This window comes from Pseudomonas sp. E141, assembly GCF_052659885.1.
In genome coordinates this window covers 2,869,035-2,888,019 of sequence record NZ_CP084024.1, presented here as the reverse complement: position 1 = coordinate 2,888,019, position 18,985 = coordinate 2,869,035, and the positions used below count along the sequence as shown (strand labels likewise).

The window sequence follows — 18,985 nt, the reverse complement described above, 5'->3', positions numbered from 1 at the left end:
ATGAACCACGACGGTTTGTCACTCCAACACCCACTCCGCCAACTTCCCCGTCACCTGCGTCATCAACACATTCTCCACATCCCTTGCTCCTGCCGCGCTGCACTTGGCCAACACGGCCTTGACGATCCCTGCGTCGAACTCGAACTGCTTGCCGGTCGCGGCCTTGTACCGCCCACGCAGTTTCTCCAGCTTGGCCAGGACAATGGCTTCCAGCGTCGCCTCATCCAGCGGCCGATACGCCACCACCGTCATGCGCGCCAGGAATGCGGGGCGAAACGCTTGCAGCAAGACTTTATGCAAGGCTTCGTTGAAGGCGTCGCTGCCCAGTTGCGCGGCTGGCGTGTCCAGTAGCAGTTCGGCGCCGACGTTGCTGGTGGCGAGCATCACCGTGTTCTTGAAGTCCACCACCAGGCCGGTGCCGTCTTCCATCAGGCCTTTGTCGAAGACGTTGTAGAAGGCCTCGAGCACATCCGGGTGGGCCTTTTCGATTTCATCCAGCAACACCACCGAGTAGGGTTTGCGCCGCACCGCTTCGGTGAGCACACCGCCGCTGCCGTAGCCGACATAGCCGGGCGGGGCGCCCTTGAGCTGGCTGACGGTGTGGGCTTCCTGGTATTCCGAAAGGTTGATGCTGATCAGGTTACGTTCGCCGCCATAAAGGGCATCGGCCAGGGCGTAGGCGGTTTCGGTCTTGCCCACGCCGGTGGGGCCCACCAGCAGGAATACGCCGACCGGTTTCTGTGGATCGGTCAGGCCGGCGCGGTAGGCTTGCAGGCGCTGGGCGATGGTGTTCAACGCGGTGTCCTGGCCCATCACCCGCAGGCCCATGCGCTGACCGAGGGTGCGCACGGCGTGGGCTTCGTCGGCGAGCATCTTGCCTACCGGGATGCCGGTCCAGCCGGCGATCACGGCGGCGACGGTCTTGCTGTCCACCTGTTCGGGTACCAGCGGATCGTCCTGGCGAATGGCATCCAGGCCGGCCTCCAGACGCAGCAGTTCGGCAGCCAGGTGGTCGATGCGGTTATCGATCTCGGTGTCGGGCTTTTCACCGTCGGCGCGCTCGCTCAAGGCCAGCAGCTCGCGGCGGGTGTCGAGCAGTTCGCGCACCGCTTCGCGCTCTTCACCCCAGCGGGTCTCCAGCTCGCGGATGGCCTGCACGTTGCCGCTCGACTCGGTTTCCAGCAGGGTGATGCGCTCGCGGTGATCCAGTCCGGTGGCCTGTTCACGGCGCAAGCGTTCGACTTCGTCCTTGAGGCTGTTCTGGCGATGGCGCAGGCTTTCCAGAGGCGGTGGCACATCGTGTTGGCCGAGGGCGACCCGCGCGCAGGCGGTGTCGAGCACGCTGATGGCTTTGTCCGGCAACTGTCGCCCGGAAATGTAGCGGTGGGACAGTTTCACCGCCTCCTGAATGGCCGCATCCAGCACGTGTACGCCGTGATGTTGTTCCAGTTTGGTCGCTACGCCACGGAGCATTTCCACGGCGGTGAGTTCGTCCGGTTCTTCGACCTGCACCAGTTGGAAGCGACGGGCGAGGGCCGGGTCTTTCTCGAAGTATTTTTTGTATTCCAGCCAGGTGGTGGCGGCCAGGGTGCGCAGTTCACCCCGGGCCAGGGCCGGTTTGAGCAGGTTGGCCGCGTCGCTGCCACCTTCAGCGCCGCCGGCACCGATCAGGGTATGGGCTTCGTCGATAAACAGAATGATCGGTTTTTCAGCGCTGCGTACAGCGTCAATCACGCCTTTGAGACGCTGTTCGAACTCGCCCTTGACGCCCGCGCCGGCCTGCAACAGGCCCAGATCCAGCACGCGCAAAGTGACCTCCTGCAACGACGGTGGCACGTCGCCTGCGGCAATGCGCAGGGCCAGCCCTTCCACCACGGCGGTTTTGCCGACGCCCGGCGCGCCCACCAGGATCGGGTTGTTCTGCCGACGTCTGAGCAGGATATCGATGCACTGACGAATCTCACCGTCGCGTCCGACGATGGGATCGATGCGTCCGTCCCGAGCGTCGGCGGTCAGGTCCTGGGTATATTGGTCGAGCACCGGGTCCTGTTTCGGTGGTGCCTCACCGGGTTTTACCGGGCGCACGCCGCCGACATGTTCCCGCGAGCTTTCGGTCCATTCCAACAGATGGGCGCGCAAGGCCTCCCGGGGAATGCGCAGCAGCGACGAGGCACTGTTGAGCAACAGGCTGCGACGCTCATCACGGTCCAGCAGTGCCAGCAACAACAAGCCGGAACGAATGCTGTCCAGGCCCAGCACGCTGGCCTGCACCACAGCATCTTCCAGCAGGCCGATGGTTTGCGTCGACAGGGCCGGCGTGCGGGTACTGCCGGATTTGAACAGCTCCAGGGCCTTGTTGATTTCTGCCGCCACCGCGTCGCGCTCCAGGCCAAAGCGCGGCAACAGGCAGGCAAAGTCACCGCCTTCGATGTCCAGCAGTTCCAGCAGCAGGTGCTCGATTTCCACATAGTGATGGCTGCGTTGCAGGCAGCGTTGCGCGGCGCGTTCCAGGGCGCGACGGTTGTCCGGGTTGAGGCGTCCGATCAGGCTGGCCAGTTCCATTTCAGGCGATCTCCGGCTGACGAAGGCGAGTTTCGATCCGTTGTACGGCAAGGTTCGGCTGGCGTTGCAGGCCACCGTTCCAGCTCAATCGCGGCGGCGCCTGGCGAACCAGTTGCAGTGGCCCGGCGCCACGGATCAGCAGCACCAGACTGCAATCCAGATCGGGACCGAAGTACAAGGCGTAAAGGCTTGCGAGTAACGGATGGGTCTCGCCGGTGGGCAGCAATGCACTGGCCTGAACCGCGGTCAGCGGGCCGAGGGTCAGGCGCACGCCGGCATGTTCGTCCCAGACCCGAGTGCCGGCGACCGCGCTGTGGCCCAAGCGCAAGTTGCGCCCGCCGGGCTGCAAGCGGCTGCGGCTGGCGGGGGGAATTTCGCGCCAGCCACCTTTGTAGGCGGTCAGTTCCACCGGCAGCCCGAACTGTTCGCGCACGATGGCCGCAAACCCGGCCAGGGAGCGCCGGCCATCGGCGTACAGTGCGGTACACGCCAGCACGCCCGCATCGGGCGCGGCCTGGCGTTCTTGCAACGCCTTGGGCAGCAGGCCGGTCAATGCACGCAATTGCGCCTGCACGGCAGACGCCGCCGGTGCGGTAAAACCCAGGGCGATGCGGTGTTTGCGCATCACTTTGTAGAGCAGGCTGAGCAGACGATGCTGGAACAGGTCGAGAAACTCCGCCGGCGCATGATCGCGCGCCCGTGCCCGTTGTTGCAGCCATTCCTGATAGGCGTAGGGCAAGGGGCCGTCGGGGCCGCCGAGGCCAAAGATCGGCGTGGTCAGGATGGGTGCCGTGCCGGGCTCCTGCTTCAGGCTTTCGACTTCACTGGCGGCGAACAGCGGTGTCAGCGGTCCCCGCAGGCGCAGGGCTTCGGCGTGGGGCGCGGTGCCGCTGCCCAGGGTTTCGGCCTGGGGCTGTTCGCGCTCCAGCACCAGCAATGCCTGAAGCCATTCGAAACGATGCGGGTCGCGCCGCAATCGTTCGCTCAGGTTCAGAGCGTCAGGGGTTTGCCGGCTTGGGGTTGCCATGTTTTCACCTCCCTGTCCGACTGAACGAGTACGGTGCGCACGAAACGATTGGCGGTGGCATAGAGGGAAAAGAACTGCGCCAGCACCCCGGAGAACAGCACGGCACTGCTGCCGACGAAGTGTTGCGGGTCCAGTTGCAGGCTTACTTGCAACCCGTTGCGCCACCCGCGCCAGGCGTCTTCGCCGACATGGGCGATGACCCGGTCACAAGCCAGTTCCAGCACCCCGGCGATCTGTCGCCGGGCGCTGGCCTCGTCCCGCAGATTGTGCAATTCGAGAATTTCCCGCAGCGCGTCGAGAGCCTGGGGACCTTCCACCAGCGACAGGTGGTTGAGGGTCAATTGCGACACCAGTCTCCAGCGCGATTCGCCATCCAGGCGTGGCAGGCTCTGCGGGCTGGGCGGGTTGCGCAGGCGAGCCCAGGCCACCGGCCCGGGACGCTCAAAACCCAGCGCGGTGCCGGACGGCAGGCTCTGGGCCAGATGGCGGTTGGTGCACAGCAACTCGGCGGTGAGGCTGTAGTCCCGCGTGTCAGCCAGCGGGTCGAACTGAGTGTCCACCAGGCTGACCATCAAATCGGTGCCCAGGCGATTGGGGCTCATGCCGCTGACTCGCCGCGCATGCCAGTAATAGGCCTGGTCGTTGCCGTGCTGGCTGCCGTAATAGGCCGGGACTTTGCGCACCCCCTGGCTCGACGTCGCGCGCATGCCGCGGATGCTGTGGATCTCGACGCTGTTCTCTCGATGACTGTCGGCCACCAGGCGGTATTCGCTGCGGGTGCCGTCCGGGCGTAGCGGCTCGGACGTCCTGGGGAACAGGTTGATCACTGGCGCGCAGCCCAGGGCGATGTCGCTGGCCTGGAGCGGAAGGCGGCTGACGGGGGCACGGTCGAACACGATGTACAGGTACAAAGCTTGGCTGTCGCTGGACGCTCCGGCCAGTGGCAGGTCGAAAAAGCCGAATTTGTCGGGGAAGGCAAAGTACTCCGCCAGCAGGCGCATGCCGGGATGCACCCCGTCCTCGTCCGGCAGCAAGGCTTGATCACTGGCGAAACCGACGATCTCCGGCAGGCCGGTCAGGGGTTCCGGCACGCTGCCCGGTGGGCCGGCCAGGACCTTCACGGCATGGGCGCCGAGCAGGTCATACAGCCAGGCGTTGATCATTGGTGAGGCTGCCAGGTGCACCCGCAGAGAATCGATCCCCAGCGTCGACCATTGGCTTTCCCCCAGGCAACGCAGGTTCAGGCGCAAGGCGGAACGCGCCTGCACCACCCCCGTCAGCGCCTGAGCCTCATCGCTGCCCAGCAGCAACGCTTCACTGACTTCGACCGGCCACAGGCGCACGGCGGCCGTGGTGCGAAAATGAATGCTCTGCCCCTTGTCGGTGGTGACGAACAAGGGCGTGTCCCGGGGCAGGGGATAGCCTTCATTGAGGTTGCCTTTGCTCGGGTCGGGCTCGAACTGCACGATGGCGCAGGACGGCAGAGGACGCAGGGCCAGAGGGTAAAGCTGTTCGAGCAAGGCATCGCTGAACTCGGCGTAGTCGTCGTCCAGTCTTCGCTGCAAGCGGGCGGCCAGCAGTGCGAAGCCCTCCAGCAGTCGCTCGACATGCGGGTCCGGGCATTCACCGGGAGACAGTTCCAGGCGCCTGGCGACCTTGGGGTAACGTTCGGCGAACAGGCTTCCGGCATGCCGCAGCCAGGTCAGTTCACGCTGGTAATAATCGAGCAGTTGCGGGTCAATCGAGTCGCTCATGTCGTACCTCAAGGCCGTCGCCGGCGGGCTCGATGACAAATGCCACAGGCCATGAGTGCTGATCACCGCGCAACTCGCCCAATAGCCGTATGTTCAGTTGCTGGGGATGACCCGGCACAGGGTTGACCTGGACCTCGCCCAATCGCAGGCGCGGTTCGAAGTGGTTGATAGCCTGACGGATCTCGCGGGTCAGTTGGCGACGGTCATCGCTGCGCTGCTGTTGTAGCGCCGTCCAGTCAGCGATGCCGTAATCCAGAATGCTCGGCGGCTCGGTCAGCGCCTTCGGGCCGCGTCGGGTGTTGAACAGGCGCAGCAGTTCGGCATGAACCGAGTCCTGCAGCGCCTGCCGGTCGAACGCCCGCTCAGGGTCTTGCGCCGGGCTGGCCAGGCGGTCGAACAGGGGAGGGCGAAGCCCGAAACCAGCCATGGGCGCGGCTTCCTTACTTGGTCATCTTGTTGGCCGCCAGGTCCCACGTCGTGCCCGCCGTGCCTTCCTTGGTGCCGTCGTCTTTCTGCGCGGTGAGTTCCCATTTGATCTTGGTGAAGTTCAGCGACAGGGTTTCCACCGGTTTGCCGCCCGTACCGCCACTGACGCTGACGTTGGACAGCACGACGTTGGTCAGGGTGTAGACGATGAACGGCATGATCTGACCGCTGCCTTCGGCAGCGTTGCGACCGATGGTGATGATGGCTTCGGGGATCGGTTTACCGGCGCAGCAATATTCGTTGAGGGTGGGGGTAGAACTGTCGACGAATTTGGTCAGGGTGAATTCGCCGATGTGGGGCCTGCCGGACGTACGTTCCGAGTTGCTGACGTCATTGGTGACTTGCATCGCCACGTTGTGGCTGTAGGACATGACTTCGATTTTGTCCGTGAAGCCCTCGAGCAGGCTGTCGCCCTTGATGTCGCCGCCGAGGTCGAGAATGATCGCATCCATTGTGTGGAACTCCTGAATAAGACGAGATGGGGGGTGCCCAATACCGATCCGTTAAAGACGAACGCCGAACCTGTGGCGAGGGAGCTTGCTCCCGCTGGGTCGCGCAGCGGCCCCCTCTTTTGTGGGACTGCTGTGCAGTCCAGCGGGAGCAAGCTCCCTCGCCACATAGCTACATAGCCGTCAGGCAGCTACCGGCGGCGGCAGGGTCGCCACCAGGCGGATCGAGGCGGTCAGTTCCTCAAGCTGAAAGTGCGGCCGCAGGAACACCGTAGCCTTGTAGGCCCCTGGCTTGCCCGCCACCTCCGTGACGTCCACCCGCGCTTCGCGCAACGGGTACTGCGCCTTGATCTCTTGCGGCGCGTTGTCGTTGATCAGCACGTAGTCGGCGATCCAGTTATTGAGGTAGGTCTGCACGTTGTCGCGGGTCATGAAGCTGCCGACCTTGTCGCGCATGATGACCTTCAGGTAATGGGCGAAACGCGAGGCGGCGAGCACATACGGCAACATCGCCGAGATTCGCGCGTTGGCGTTGGCCTCGTTGGTGTTGTAGAGCTTGGCCTTGTTGGTGGTCTGGCCGCCGAAGAACACGGCCACGTCACTGTTTTTCTTGTGGCACAGGGAAATGAAGCCCAGGTCGTTGAGTTCTTTTTCGCGCCGGTCGGTGATCGCCACTTCGGTCGGGCATTTGAGCGACAGGTCCCCGGAGCTGGTGCGGAAGGTATGGGCCGGCAGGCCTGCTACCGCGCCACCGCCTTCGGCCCCGCGGATCGCCGCACACCAGCCATATTTGGCGAAGGCTTCGGTGATGCGTTGCGACAGTGCCCAGGCGGCGTTACCCCACAGGTATTTGCTGTGGTCGGTGCCGTTGACGTCCTCGACGTAGTTGATGCCTTCCACCGGCAGTGTGTCCGGGCCGTAGGGCAGGCGCAGCAGAAAGTGCGGCAGCACCAGGGATACGTAGCGCGAGTCTTCGCTTTCGCGGAACGAGCGCCACTTGATCAGCTCCTGGCTTTCAAAAATTTTCGACAGGTCACGGGGCACGGCCAGCTCAGTGAAGCTGGTCATGTCGAACAACCGGGGGCTGGCGGCGGCAATGAACGGTGCGTGCGCGGCGGCGGCGACGTTCGACAGTTTTTCCAGCAGGCCGATGTCCTGGGGGTGGCGTCCAAACGTGTAGTCGCCCACCAGCAGGCTGAACGGATGCCCGCCGAAGGTGCCGTATTCTTCCTCGTAGATCTTCTTGAACAGCGCGCTCTGGTCGAACTCGACGGCTTTTTCCAGATCGTTCTGCAGTTCTTTCTGGGTCACGTTGAGCAAGCGCAGTTTAAGTCGCGTGCTGGTTTCAGTGTTTTGCACCAGCAGATGCAGGCCGCGCCAGGAGGCTTCGAGTTTTTGCAGTTCGGGGTGGTGCAGCACTTCGTTGAGCTGGGCGCTGATCAACTGATCGATCTGGCTGATGCGGTCGTTGATCATGGCCACGGTGTCCTTGTCGATGGCCATGCCTTCGTCGAGGACCTGGGTGGCGAATTCGGCCAGCATGTCGCGGGCGTAGTCCTGCTGGCTGTCGTCGTGGGCCATGCGGCCTTCGGCGATGATCTTGTCCAGCAGGGACAGGGTCTGGGTCGTGCTCTCGCTGGTTTGAGCGCTGGATGAAGCAGGCATGGCTTTATCTCCCTTGAGTGATGAGCGCGATCAGGCCTGTGGTTCGGCCGGGGCTGGGTCATCGTTGGCGGCTTCGGTCGGCAGGTCTTGCGCATCCTGAGGGCGGGCTGACTTGATCTCTTGCAGGCCTTCGGTGTTGGCGATCACGTCGCGCAGCAGCTTGTCCAGGTCGTCGTTGCCATCAAGCTTGGTCAGCAGGTCCCGCAGACGCTGGCGGGCTTCGAACAGCCGGCGCAGGGGCATGATCTGCTCCACAACCTTGACCGGATCGAAGTCGTCGATGTGGCGGAAGTTGAGTTCGATGTTGAGCTTGCTGTCGTCACCGCTGAGGGTGTTATTCACCTGGAGCGTGGCGCGAGGGGAGATGGAGGCCAGTACCTCGTTGAAATTGTCGCGATCGATTTCGGTGAAGCGCCGCTCGTTGAGCTTGGGCAGCGGGTCCAGTGGTTTGCCCGAGAGGTCGGCCAGAATGCCGACCACCAGTGGCAATTCTTTCTTTTCGATGGCATTGCCGATTTCCACGTCATAGGTGATCTGGACGCGGGGAGGACGGACTCTGTCGAGCTTGTGCTGGGTACTTTCTGCCATGGCGGCCGACTCCGATGCATGTAGGGAGCAATGCATCGGGGGGCCCGCTCATCGCATTCCCTTGCTGATCCGCAGGTTGCAAATGGAGGGCAGTAGACCTGTCATTCCCTTGACGAACCTGGTGCATTCGACTGTGTGGGTCGAACTACCCAAGACGCTAGAACAGGTCTATAAAAATGCAAGCAAAAACAATTTTTGACCGCTGAGAAAAGGAAGATTCATTTTGCGTGTTCTTTTTTCCGGATTTTTTTTGAGCGTCGCGCTCACCGGTTGTTCGCTGTTTGCTCCCAGTGTCGACCTCGACAGCCTGACCCTGGACGTCGCGCCCCGAGCCAATGACGACACACCCATCGCAGTGGATTTTGTCGCCGTGAACGACCCGGATCTGCTCAAGCAGCTTTCGGGAATCAGCGCACGCCAGTGGTTTACCGAGCGCGAACAGTTCCAGCGCGACTATCGTCAACTCATGTCGGTGTGGGGGCTGGAGCTGGTGCCGGGGCAATTCATCGACCGCCAACCCTTCCCTCTGGAGGGCAGGCGCGCCGCTGGACTTTTGGTCTTCGCCAGCTATAACACTCCCGGAGCCCACCGGCTTCGGCTGGACGATCAGCGCCAGGCTTGGCTGAAGTTCGAAAGTCGTGAGATGACCCTGGTGAACGATGGCCAGCTTGCCAGTCAGCCTTGAGTGACCGCGGGCCGCCCTGGGGCGGCGTCATTGGGATGTCGAAGGGAGTCGTATGAGTCTGTTACCTGACGCGGTTTGCTGGCACGAGGGCATGCAGTTGCTGCCCCAGCACTTCCAATTGCAAGGGCTACGCGCTGAAGCCCTGGCCGCGCATTTTGCCGGTGCCTGCAACCCCTGGTTCTGGGGTGTCAGCCAGGTGGAGGTCGACCCTTCGGCTCTCAGCGCCGGCCAAGTCCGGCTGTTGCAGCTGCAGGGCACCTTGCCGGACGGGTTGCCGGTCAACGTGCAGGCCGGGGTCGGGCCGACCCTGGAGCTGGACATCACCGAAGCGGTGAACAAGACCGATGACGCGACGGTGACCGTGTACCTGGCCATCAGTCCGCTCTGGCGCGCCGGGCAATTGCTGCCGCTCAAGGGCCGGCTGCAATCGGTAGTGGGTGAAGCCTTGCCGGATCTCACCAGCGGCGAGTTTCCCGAGTCCATCACGGTGTGGCGGCCGAACCCTCGGCTGTGCACACAACTGAGCAAGGCCGACTCGATCTGCCTGCCACTGTTGCGCATCCGCAAGGAGGGCGGCGGTTTCCTGCGGGTGGCCTACACACCGCCGACGCCGATTCTGTTGCCGGAATCGATTCTTGGTCGGCGAGTGGCCGGGCTGTGTGCCAGGGCCCGGGAGAAATGCCTGTTCCTGGCCGGGCGCCTGCGTCAGGCCCAGGCGGCCGGTAACCAGGACGATGCCATGGAGATTCGCCGTCAATTGACTGCGTTGTGGGCGCGATTGCCGGAAGTCGAAGGCGCGCTGAACACCCGGGTGGCGACGCCCCAGGCATTGCATGGTCTGCTGTTGGGGCTGGCTGGTAGCTGGTCGGCGCTCGATCCGCTGGCCGGTGTCCCGGCCTTTGCGCCATTGGATTTTCTTGAGTTGCAACGCGGCTATGAGCCGCTGCTGGACTGGTTGGAACACACCCTGGAGCTGGTCCGCGCCGGTTATCGCAGCCTGGCCTTCGAGCGCGATGACCAGGTGTTCTCGATCCAGTTGCCCGACGACCAGCCGAACCAGCGCCTGGTGATCGGCCTGCGTATGCCCAACGGCGCCAGTGAGCAAGCCGCGGCCGAGTGGTTGCGCGGGGCGATCATCGCGTCGGCGCCGCACATCCCGTTGTTGAGTCGCCAACGCATGAGCGGTCTGCCCCATCAGGCCATGAGCCGCAACGAACAGGTGGCCTACAGCGTGGGTGACGACACCCGGTTGTTCGTGGTGGCCGCCAGCGGGCAATGGTTCGATGGGCAATTGCCGTTGCACATCGTAGCGCCGGCCTCGCATCAGGCCAGCAGTCCGTGGCAAGTGGTGTTGTTTGTGGCGCAAGCCGGTGAAAGCGCCTGATCGTAAAAGGGGAGTCGTATGCCTGACGGAAGTGGCGGGGCGGTTCGGAGTCTGCATGAGGCACCGCTGAGCAGTGCGTTTCGTCAGGCTTGGCTGAAGTGGTCCCAGGACTGGCAGGACTTGCCCAAGGACAGCGACCCCGCGGTATTGGTCAGCCGGGTGGTGGAGTTTTCCGGTCGAAGCGCCCAGCGGTTGTGGCGGGTTGCCTTTGCCACCGTGGGCGATGCGGCCACCGAGCAGGTCAAGGCATTGGTCTACGCCTTCGTGGCGCTGGTGGACGAGACCTTGCTGTTCACCCCATGGCCGGGACAACTGGCCTGGCAGCAGCATCCCCTCGAATCGCGCATGTACTCCAGCCGTCAGGCTGGCGAACGGTTGCCGGCTGCCATCAAGAAACTGCTCGATGAGCAGATGCCCGGCACCCGGGACCTGGCCAACGTGTACCTGCAGTGTCTGATTCTCGGTTTTCAGGGCCGATTGCGGGGCGAGCCCGGTCAGGTCCAGCACGAAAAATGGCGGGTGGCGCTGTTCACGTTCGCCTGGCAGCACGAGCCCGATTATGTCGATGTCAGCCAGCGCCTGGCGATGTCTGCGGCGGCCACACCGATACGTGTCCCGGCTCAACAGTCGTTGCCGGACGGTTTGCGCCTGGGCCTGGTGATCCTGGCGATGGTGTTGCTGCTGACCGGGTTGGGGCAGGTGTTCTGGCGTGACATCCAATCAGAGCTTGAACCGGTGCTGCAACTGAACGAGTCGGTGGTTCAGGAGCAGGACTCATGAGCCTCTTGAGCATCGTCGCCCTGGTGTTGCTCGCCATTGTCGCGGTGCTGCTGATTGCGGCGGCGATTTGGTGGCTGCGCACCCAGGGCGGCGCGGCTATCCGCAGCTTCTATGGCGCGGTGCGCCACATGGAGCAGGAGCAAGGCACTCGGGACCGCTATCAGATGCCCTGGTTGTTGATGCTGGGCAACGAGGCCGATGGCGCGCAGTTGTGCGCCCAGTGGCGTTTGCAGCCGACAGACAAGGCGGCGTGGTTCGGGCGCTGGTGGTCGGATGCCGAAGGCGCGGTGCTGGTGGTGCCCCAGGCGCTGTTTTTGCCCGATGAGGGCATGAACATGCAGCGGGGCAACTGGTGGCGCCTGTTGGGATTGATTCTGCGCCTGCGCAGCAGACGGCCGCTGGATGCGGTGATCTGGACTGTGCCGTTCGGCAAGCTCGATGACATCGAGCAGACGACCGAGCTGAGTCTCAAGGTCCGGCGCTGTTTCATCGACCTCTTGCAACGGTTCGGTCTGAGCTTGCCGGTGTACGTGGTGATCACCGGGATGGAAGAACTGCCGGGGTTCCAGGAACTGGTCAGCGCCTTGCCCGCCCAGGCGCGGGAATCGACGCTGGGCTGGTCGTCGCCATATTCGCCCGAGGCGGCGTGGCAATCGCAATGGAGCGATCAGGCGCTGGATCAGGTCAACGCCGCATTGTCCCAGTCGATCATCGAAATCGGCGCGCTGTCGGGGCAGTTGAGCAGCGATCTGTATGGGTTGCCGGAGCGTTTCGAAGGGTTGCGGCGCGCCATGCAGCTGCTGCTGGAACCGGTTTTCCAGGGCAACGCGCAAGGCGAGGCACCGCGCTTTCGTGGCGTGTATTTCACCGCCAGCCAGGCGCCGGCCGTCACCGGCGATGGGTTGACCGCCAGCGACAGCGTTTTGCGCCAGACGGTGTTCGCCCGGCAATTGTGGTCGCGCCGGCTGGTGGCCGAGCGGGGCCTGGCCCAGCCGGTGCCACGCCTGCTGCGCTTGCGCCAGCGCTGGCATCGGCTGGGCGGTGGGGTGGCGCTGGTGGTCGGCGTGGTCTGGCTGGGGAGCATGGTCTGGGTCTGGCACGATTCGGTCGAGCAAGCCGAGGGCTTGTCGCGGTTGGTCCTCAGCGCGCACAAAAACCATGTCGTGGTCGACCCCGACAAGCCGCAACTGGAGCCGACCCGGCACAACGTGCAGAACTACTGGAACGTGCTGGAAAAAGCCCCGCGCTGGCGTTTCGTCTCGGTGGTGTTTCCGACTTCCTGGTTCTCCGCCGTGGACGTACAACTGGACAACGGCTTGCGCATGACCGCCCGCCATCATTGGATATTGCCGCTGCGTGACCTGCTGGTCTCGGACCTCGAACAACTCAAGGGCATCCGCAATACCGAGCGGCGCGGCAACGTGGAAAGCGAAGATCCGGCGCAATGGCAAAGTTACGTGAAAGCCAAGGACCTGGTTGAGCGTGCGGTGCGCCTGGAACAGCACAACCAGATGTTCAGCCAGGCGGTGAACAACCCCAAGGCACCGTTGGACGAGCTGGTGCAACTGAGCAACAACGCCCTGTCGTTGAACCTCAACACCGGGACCTTGAGCCGGGCGCGTTTTTACAATCGGGTGCTGTTCGATGCCCAGAATAGCGATTTGAAAGGCCTGGACCTGAACGCCGCGCGCCCGGTGATTGCCGATAACTTCATGGGCCTGATGCAGCGCTGGCTGGATCATTACTTTCTGGCGGACAACTTCGTGCGTCAGGCCGGTTACCTGAAGCTGCATCTGCAACGGCTTGAGGCCGGCGGCGGCAACTCCTTGAGCGAACTCGAAGAGCTGATGGCGTTGGTCGATGACCTGCAAAGGCTCGTCAGCCTGACCAACTCGGCCTGGGGCCGGGGCAAGGGGCAGGACCTGGTGCCCGGTTACACCCAGTTGATGGACAAGGTGGGCCACAGCACGCTGCTGGGGCCGGATCTTGAGCAGGATCTGCAGAGCCAGGCGGCAAAATTGCAGCAGAGCTTTCGCGACCAGTGGATCGTCCAGACCGGTTCCAGGGACAATCTGTTGGTCCAGCAGGGCAGCGGTTTGCTGGTGCTGCAGGAGCATGTCACGGCGCTGGACGGCGCGGTACAAGCGCTGTTCAAGCGTGACTTCGTGGCGTTGGCCATGCAGAAGGCGCCGTCGGACAGTAACGCCGACTCGATGGGCCGGGGTGACAGCGACGATTTCAGTGTTGCCCTGAACTACTTCGCCAGCTACCAGAGCTACGCCAATGAAGAACTGCCGCGCATCCCGCCGGATTATCGTGGGGCGCTGATGGAGGCTGCTGAAAGCGCGGCGGCGCGGGCCATGTGGCTGAGTCTGGATGAAAGCGAGCAACCGCTACCGGGCATGAGTTTCAATGTGCAGACCTCCCAGGCCGTTGCCCTGCAAAAAGCCTTCATGGATGTGAAACGCAGCGATCTGGCGATTCGTTTTCAGCGCCTGCTCAACCGCCGCGCGTTGGCGCAGATCCAGAGCGGCCTGAGCGAAATCGACGCCCAGCCACTGTTCACTCAACGTGCCGATGTCCAACGCTGGGACGGCTCGAAGAACTTCGGCTTGCAGTTGTACGGCGCCACTGATCCTCAGGACTTGAAGCTGAACCTCAACCAGCAGTTCGGCGCCATGCTACAGATCGCCGAGCAACGCATGCCCGCGCTGGAATGGCTGATTGTCCAGCAGGACAACCTATCGGCCCTGGAGCACGATCAGGTCGCCCGGTTCATGGCGCTCAACGACGAACTGCTCAAATACAAAAACCAGAACCCGGCCAGTGCGGCTGCCCAACTGGAGCAATTGGTAAGTCGCGATTTCATCGAAATGGACACCACGTCCTGCGCGCAGATTCTGCAAACGTCCAGCCTGCCCGGCGGACGTGGCGACCTGGCCGTGCGCACCGTTACGCTGCAACAGAGTGCCTTGCAGCGCTGCCTGTATCTGCAACAGAACCAGGCGGCGACCGCCTGGAATGACCTGGCCAATTATTTCAATCAGTACCTGGCCGGGCGCTTTCCGTTTTCCCAGGACGTGCGGGCCAGCGATGCCGACCCGGCGCGGGTCCAGCGCCTGCTGGAGCTGATCGACACGCGGCTGCCTCAGGCACAGGCCGGACTGGCGTTGAGCCGGACGCCGGAGCGATTGGCGGCGGAGGATTTTCTCAACCGTTTGAAACAGGCCGGTGCCTGGCTCGGGCCGCTGTTCGTGCGGGACAAGAGTGGCTTGCTCGGCGTGGAAATGGACGTGCGCTGGCGAACCGATCGCGAGCAGGAACGCGGCGCGGATCAGGTGATCGCCTGGGGGCTGAACGCCGGCAACCAACAGATCAGTTACCCGGGTGAAACCGGGCAGAACCTGCGCTGGATGGTCGGCCAGCCGGTGAGTTTGACCCTGCGCTGGGCCCGTAACGGTTACCAGCGTCCGGCCAACGACCCCTTGCAACCCGACCTGGTGGTGCGCGATCTGGAAGCCGGCTGGGAGTATCAGGGGCCGTGGGCGTTGCTGCGCCTGATGCGCTCACTGGTGTCGAACCAGCGCCAGCCGAACGCCGACTACACCGACTTCCCGCTGACCCTGCAACTGCCCGTGACGGCCCAGACCCAGGCGACCACGGCGCAACAGACCCAGATGTTCCTGCGTTTGTCGCTGATGAGCCAGGGTTCGAAGCTGCCGCTGTCGATTGCTCCGCTGCCGACCCAGGCCCCCCGTTCACCTTTCATGGCGACCTCATCGAGCACCGCCATCGCAACCCGCGAGGAGGGTTTGTGAGCTTGCCGATATCCCCTTTGCCCGAACTCATCCCCCGGTTGCTCGAGCCGATCAGCGCCGAATCGCCCTGTGGCCAGGATCTGCGCTACGAGCCGGAGTTCGACCAGTTGCGCGAGTTGCGCCGGGAGGACGACACCAGCCTGCCCACAGGTGTGTGGCAATCGTCGATCAAGCGCGCCCAATGGCCGGAACTGGAAAGACTCGCCACTGCGTTGCTGCTCGAGCGCAGCAAGGATTTGATGATCAGCGCCTGGCTGGGGGAGGCCTGGTTACACCTGACCGGGCTGGAAGGACTGCCGGGCGGCCTGGCGTTGGTGGCGGGTTTGTGTGAGCGCTACCCCGAGCAGCTGTATCCACGGGCCGATGACGGTGACCCGTCGTGGCGGGTCATTCCGCTGGAGTGGCTGGCCCGTCGCTACAGCGAAGTGTTACTGACACGGGCGCCCTTGTTCGATGGCCGGGACCCTGATTTCGACGGCTTCTGCCTGGCCGACTGGCAACGCTTGCAGCGTCAGCAGGTGTTGGTCAACGACAGTAAAAACGCCAAGGCCTCGGCGGAAGCGGCACGCAACGACCAGAAAAAACTCAGCGAACTGATTCGCACCACGCCATTGTCGTTCTGGTTGCATCGCCAGGGCAGCCTGATGCTGAGCCTGCAGCACCTGCAACGGCTTGAAGCCTGGAGTGATGCCTACCTGGGCGATCAGGCCCCAGGCTATTCCTCCCTGCAGGACGTGATGCAGGCCTTGCTGACATTGATAGAGGAGTTCATTGCGATGAACCCACAGCAACCCACCGTCGTGCCGGTGCAAGCACCACCGCCGGTGACGCCGCAAACCGCCCCGGCGCAGGCGGGCGCCGCTGCAACCCTGGCTTTTCAGGAGCCGGCCAGCCGCGAAGAAGCCTATCGCCAGTTGCTGATCATTGCCGGCTACCTGGCTCGCACCGAACCCCACAGCCCGGTGCCCTATTTGATCCGGCGCGGCGTGGAATGGGGCAACAAACCGTTGAACGAGCTGCTGGGCGAACTGATCAGTGCCGATGCCGAATCCCGGCGCGTGTGGACGCTATTGGGCGTTCTCTAACGCTCCTCGTCGGGCAAGCGCACCGGCGTCAGTACCGGTTTGCCGGAAAAGAACGCGGTCAGGTTCTGGCCCACCAGCTCCACCATTGCACGGGTCGCTTCCGGCGACAGGCCTGCCACGTGGGGTGTGAGGACGACGTTGGGCAGGTTCTTCAGCGCCTGCGGCACTTCGGGCTCGTGATCGAACACATCCAGGGCCGCTCCGGCAATTCGCCGTTGCTCCAGGGCGCTGATCAGATCGGCGGTGGCCACCACGCTGGCCCTGGCGACGTTCACCAGGAATCCTTTTGGGCCGAGCGCATCGAGGGTCTGCTTGTTTATCAACTGCCGGGTATCCAGGCCGCCTGGCGTGGCGATGATCAGGAAGTCCGAGACCCGCGCCAGTTCCGTGGGGGTGGCGCAGAAGGTGTAGGGCACGTCGTTGCGTACCCGGCGATTGTGATAGCTGACACTCATGTCAAAGCCCAGGGCGGCCCGTTTGGCGATCGCCATGCCCACCGCGCCAAGGCCCAACACGCCCAGCCGCTTACCGGCCAGGGAAGGGCGCGCGCTCCTCGGCCATTCGCCCCGTCGCAGGGCGGCATCGCAATGGGGTATGTCGCGCACCAACGCCAGCAACAGCGCCATGGCATGGTCGGCTACCGACGACGCGTTGACCCCGGCGCCATTGGTCACCACGATGCCGCGCTGATGGGCGGCCTGCAGGTCCACCTGCTCGTAGCCGGCGCCGATCACGCAGATGATTTTCAGGTTGGGCAGGGCGGCAATTTCCTCGGCCGTCAAACCCAGGGGACCGCGGGTCAGAACCGCGCTGAACCGTTCTCCATGTTCGTAAATCGCCGTCTTGCGCTCGGCAGGCGTTGGCGCCAACTCTAAGTGATAGCCCTGACGCTCAAGAATCGGCAGGTATTCGTTGACGGTTTCAACCAGTACAAGAACGGTTGCGGTCATGCTGTGCTCCTGTGGGCAATAGGACTGACGAAAAACCTGTGGGAGCGAGCCTGCTCGCGATAGCGGTGTCTCAGGAAATACCATGGCTGGCTGTTCCATCGCTATCGCGAGCAGGCTCGCTCCCACAGGGTTTTGTGCATTATGGCTTATCCTGCGCTGGTAGCTGTTTCATCTGTTCTGAGTGTAGGAGTTGGCGCAAAAAGGCGATAGGTCGGCGGCTTCATTCCCCGGCGTTATTTGCCGCAGATGCACCGTCCTCACAACCGCTCCTCAGCTAAGTCTTTGCTTCTGCTCGTTAATCCCGGACAATCGCGCCCCTGTTTCGGCCAGGGCGCTGCCTGTCGGGGTTTTCCGACTCGTCCTGGTCGGGTGCATGTGACCGGAATGCGGAGATCCGACCGGATGAATGATCAGGCCACTAGCGTCGAAGAACGCTTTGAAACGACAGCCCCAGCTACGCTCAGCCAGTGGGGGCGGCATGACACTACTTGGATGTTGGGCCTGTTTGGCACCGCCATCGGTGCAGGTACTTTGTTTTTGCCCATCAACGCCGGCCTCGGCGGTTTCTGGCCGTTGTTGATCCTGGCGTTGCTAGCCTTTCCCATGACGTTCTACGCCCACCGGGAGCTGACCCGTTTCGTGTTGTCCGGCCGTGAAGGCGCGGACATCACTGACGTGGTGGAGGAGCATTTCGGTATCAAGGCCGGTGCACTGATCACGTTGCTGTACTTCTTTGCAATTTTCCCGATCCTGCTGATCTACAGCGTGGCGCTGACCAATACGGTGGGCAGCTTCCTGGAGCATCAACTGCATATCCAGCCGCCACCTCGGGTGGTGCTGTCGCTGGTGTTGATCCTGGGTTTGCTGGCAGTGGTGCGCTGCGGGGAGCAGGCGATCGTCAAGGCCATGAGCCTGATGGTCTATCCGTTTATCGTAGCGTTGCTGTTCCTGGCGGTGTTTCTGATCCCGCACTGGAACGGTGGCATTCTGACCACAGCGTCCACGCTGCCTGAACCTTCGGCGCTGCTGCATACTTTGTGGCTGGCGATTCCGGTGATGGTGTTCTCGTTCAACCACTCGCCGATCATCTCGGCGTTTGCGGTGGATCAGAAGCGTCGCCATGGCGATAACGCCGAAGTGCGCAGCTCGCAGATCCTCTCGCGCGCCCATGTGCTGATGGTGGTGATGGTGCTGTTCTTTGTGTTCAGTTGCGTTTTGACGCTTTCCCCGTCGCAGCTGGCCGAGGCCAAGGCGCAGAATCTGTCGATCCTGTCGTACCTGGCCAACCACTTCAGCAATCCGACCATCGCTTTTGCCGCGCCATTGATTGCGTTCGTGGCGATCTCAAAGTCCTTCCTGGGGCATTACATTGGCGCCAGCGAAGGCCTCAAGGGCCTGATCGTCAAGAGCGGTCGGCGTCCGGCGGCAAAGACCCTGGACCGTCTGACCGCGGCGTTCATGTTGGTGGTGTGCTGGATCGTCGCCACCCTTAACCCGAGCATCCTGGGCATGATCGAAACCCTGGGCGGCCCGGTAATCGCGGCGATCCTGTTCCTGATGCCGATGTACGCCATCCAAAAGGTCCCGGCCATGGCCCGTTACCGCGGCCAGGCGTCCAATGTATTTGTCGCGCTGGTGGGGTTGGTGGCGATTACTGCGTTGGTCTACTCCCTAATGGCCTGATAACACAGCCCCCTTGTGGAAGCGGGCTTGCTCGCGAAAGCGGTGGTTCAGTTGGCATGGATGCTGGCT

The 18,985-nt window shown here is 63.1% G+C and carries 14 protein-coding genes; 6 read left to right on the top strand and 8 right to left on the bottom strand.

All coding sequences use genetic code 11. The annotated features are described in order from the left end of the window. Nucleotides 1-18 precede the first annotated feature (18 nt). The 7 genes from tssH to tssB form a co-directional block, all read right to left on the bottom strand. Nucleotides 19-2,562 carry a type VI secretion system ATPase TssH gene (gene tssH, locus GKKCFE_RS12840; RefSeq protein ID WP_419417075.1) on the bottom strand — a complete coding sequence of 848 codons (2,544 nt, stop codon included), beginning with the start codon at nt 2,560-2,562 and terminating at the stop codon, nt 19-21. A gap of 1 nt (nt 2,563) precedes the next feature. Continuing rightward, nucleotides 2,564-3,589, bottom strand: coding sequence for a type VI secretion system baseplate subunit TssG (gene tssG / locus GKKCFE_RS12835; RefSeq protein WP_188250795.1), 1,026 nt, complete (start codon nt 3,587-3,589; stop codon nt 2,564-2,566). After that, the gene (gene tssF, locus GKKCFE_RS12830; RefSeq protein WP_281459162.1) at nt 3,553-5,343 is read right to left on the bottom strand and encodes a type VI secretion system baseplate subunit TssF; all 1,791 of its coding nucleotides are present in this window, start codon (nt 5,341-5,343) and stop codon (nt 3,553-3,555) included. The genes tssG and tssF overlap by 37 nt, the downstream gene beginning before the upstream one ends. Then, entirely contained in the window at nt 5,327-5,770 is a 444-nt protein-coding gene (gene tssE, locus GKKCFE_RS12825; protein ID WP_107322344.1) for a type VI secretion system baseplate subunit TssE, read from the bottom strand. Before tssE ends, tssF begins: the two co-directional genes overlap by 17 nt. Before the next feature lie 13 nt (nt 5,771-5,783). After that, nucleotides 5,784-6,281, bottom strand: a complete 498-nt coding sequence (locus GKKCFE_RS12820) for an Hcp family type VI secretion system effector (RefSeq protein WP_047225736.1) — start codon at nt 6,279-6,281, stop codon at nt 5,784-5,786. A gap of 180 nt (nt 6,282-6,461) precedes the next feature. Continuing rightward, entirely contained in the window at nt 6,462-7,943 is a 1,482-nt protein-coding gene (tssC, locus tag GKKCFE_RS12815) for a type VI secretion system contractile sheath large subunit (RefSeq protein ID WP_047225737.1), read from the bottom strand. Between the two features lie 30 nt (nt 7,944-7,973). Continuing rightward, nucleotides 7,974-8,531, bottom strand: a complete 558-nt coding sequence (gene tssB / locus GKKCFE_RS12810; protein WP_445577943.1) for a type VI secretion system contractile sheath small subunit — start codon at nt 8,529-8,531, stop codon at nt 7,974-7,976. A gap of 223 nt (nt 8,532-8,754) precedes the next feature. Between tssB and GKKCFE_RS12805 the strand changes: the two genes are divergently transcribed. From GKKCFE_RS12805 to tssA, 5 genes are read left to right on the top strand one after another with little or no spacing between them, the layout of a single operon-like run. After that, complete coding sequence (locus tag GKKCFE_RS12805; protein ID WP_445577942.1) at nt 8,755-9,216, top strand: type VI secretion protein; 462 nt, start codon at nt 8,755-8,757, stop codon at nt 9,214-9,216. 52 nt (nt 9,217-9,268) lie between these two features. Beyond that, complete coding sequence (gene tssK / locus GKKCFE_RS12800) at nt 9,269-10,600, top strand: type VI secretion system baseplate subunit TssK (protein WP_445577941.1); 1,332 nt, start codon at nt 9,269-9,271, stop codon at nt 10,598-10,600. A gap of 18 nt (nt 10,601-10,618) precedes the next feature. Next, nucleotides 10,619-11,380, top strand: coding sequence for a DotU family type IV/VI secretion system protein (locus GKKCFE_RS12795; RefSeq protein WP_160892238.1), 762 nt, complete (start codon nt 10,619-10,621; stop codon nt 11,378-11,380). Then, the gene (locus GKKCFE_RS12790) at nt 11,377-15,198 is read left to right on the top strand and encodes a type VI secretion system protein (RefSeq protein WP_445577940.1); all 3,822 of its coding nucleotides are present in this window, start codon (nt 11,377-11,379) and stop codon (nt 15,196-15,198) included. Before GKKCFE_RS12795 ends, GKKCFE_RS12790 begins: the two co-directional genes overlap by 4 nt. Beyond that, nucleotides 15,195-16,283: a type VI secretion system protein TssA gene (gene tssA / locus GKKCFE_RS12785; protein WP_445577939.1), complete on the top strand. Its 1,089-nt coding sequence runs from the start codon at nt 15,195-15,197 to the stop codon at nt 16,281-16,283. The genes GKKCFE_RS12790 and tssA overlap by 4 nt, the downstream gene beginning before the upstream one ends. On the opposite strand, the gene GKKCFE_RS12780 is transcribed toward tssA, so the two are convergent. Then, entirely contained in the window at nt 16,280-17,233 is a 954-nt protein-coding gene (locus GKKCFE_RS12780) for a 2-hydroxyacid dehydrogenase (RefSeq protein WP_310662646.1), read from the bottom strand. The genes tssA and GKKCFE_RS12780 overlap by 4 nt on opposite strands. Nucleotides 17,234-17,635: 402 nt before the next feature. Here GKKCFE_RS12780 and GKKCFE_RS12775 point away from each other — a divergent pair, with 402 nt between their 5' ends. Beyond that, nucleotides 17,636-18,916 carry a serine/threonine transporter gene (locus tag GKKCFE_RS12775; RefSeq protein WP_445577938.1) on the top strand — a complete coding sequence of 427 codons (1,281 nt, stop codon included), beginning with the start codon at nt 17,636-17,638 and terminating at the stop codon, nt 18,914-18,916. The last annotated feature ends 69 nt before the right edge of the window (nt 18,917-18,985 follow it).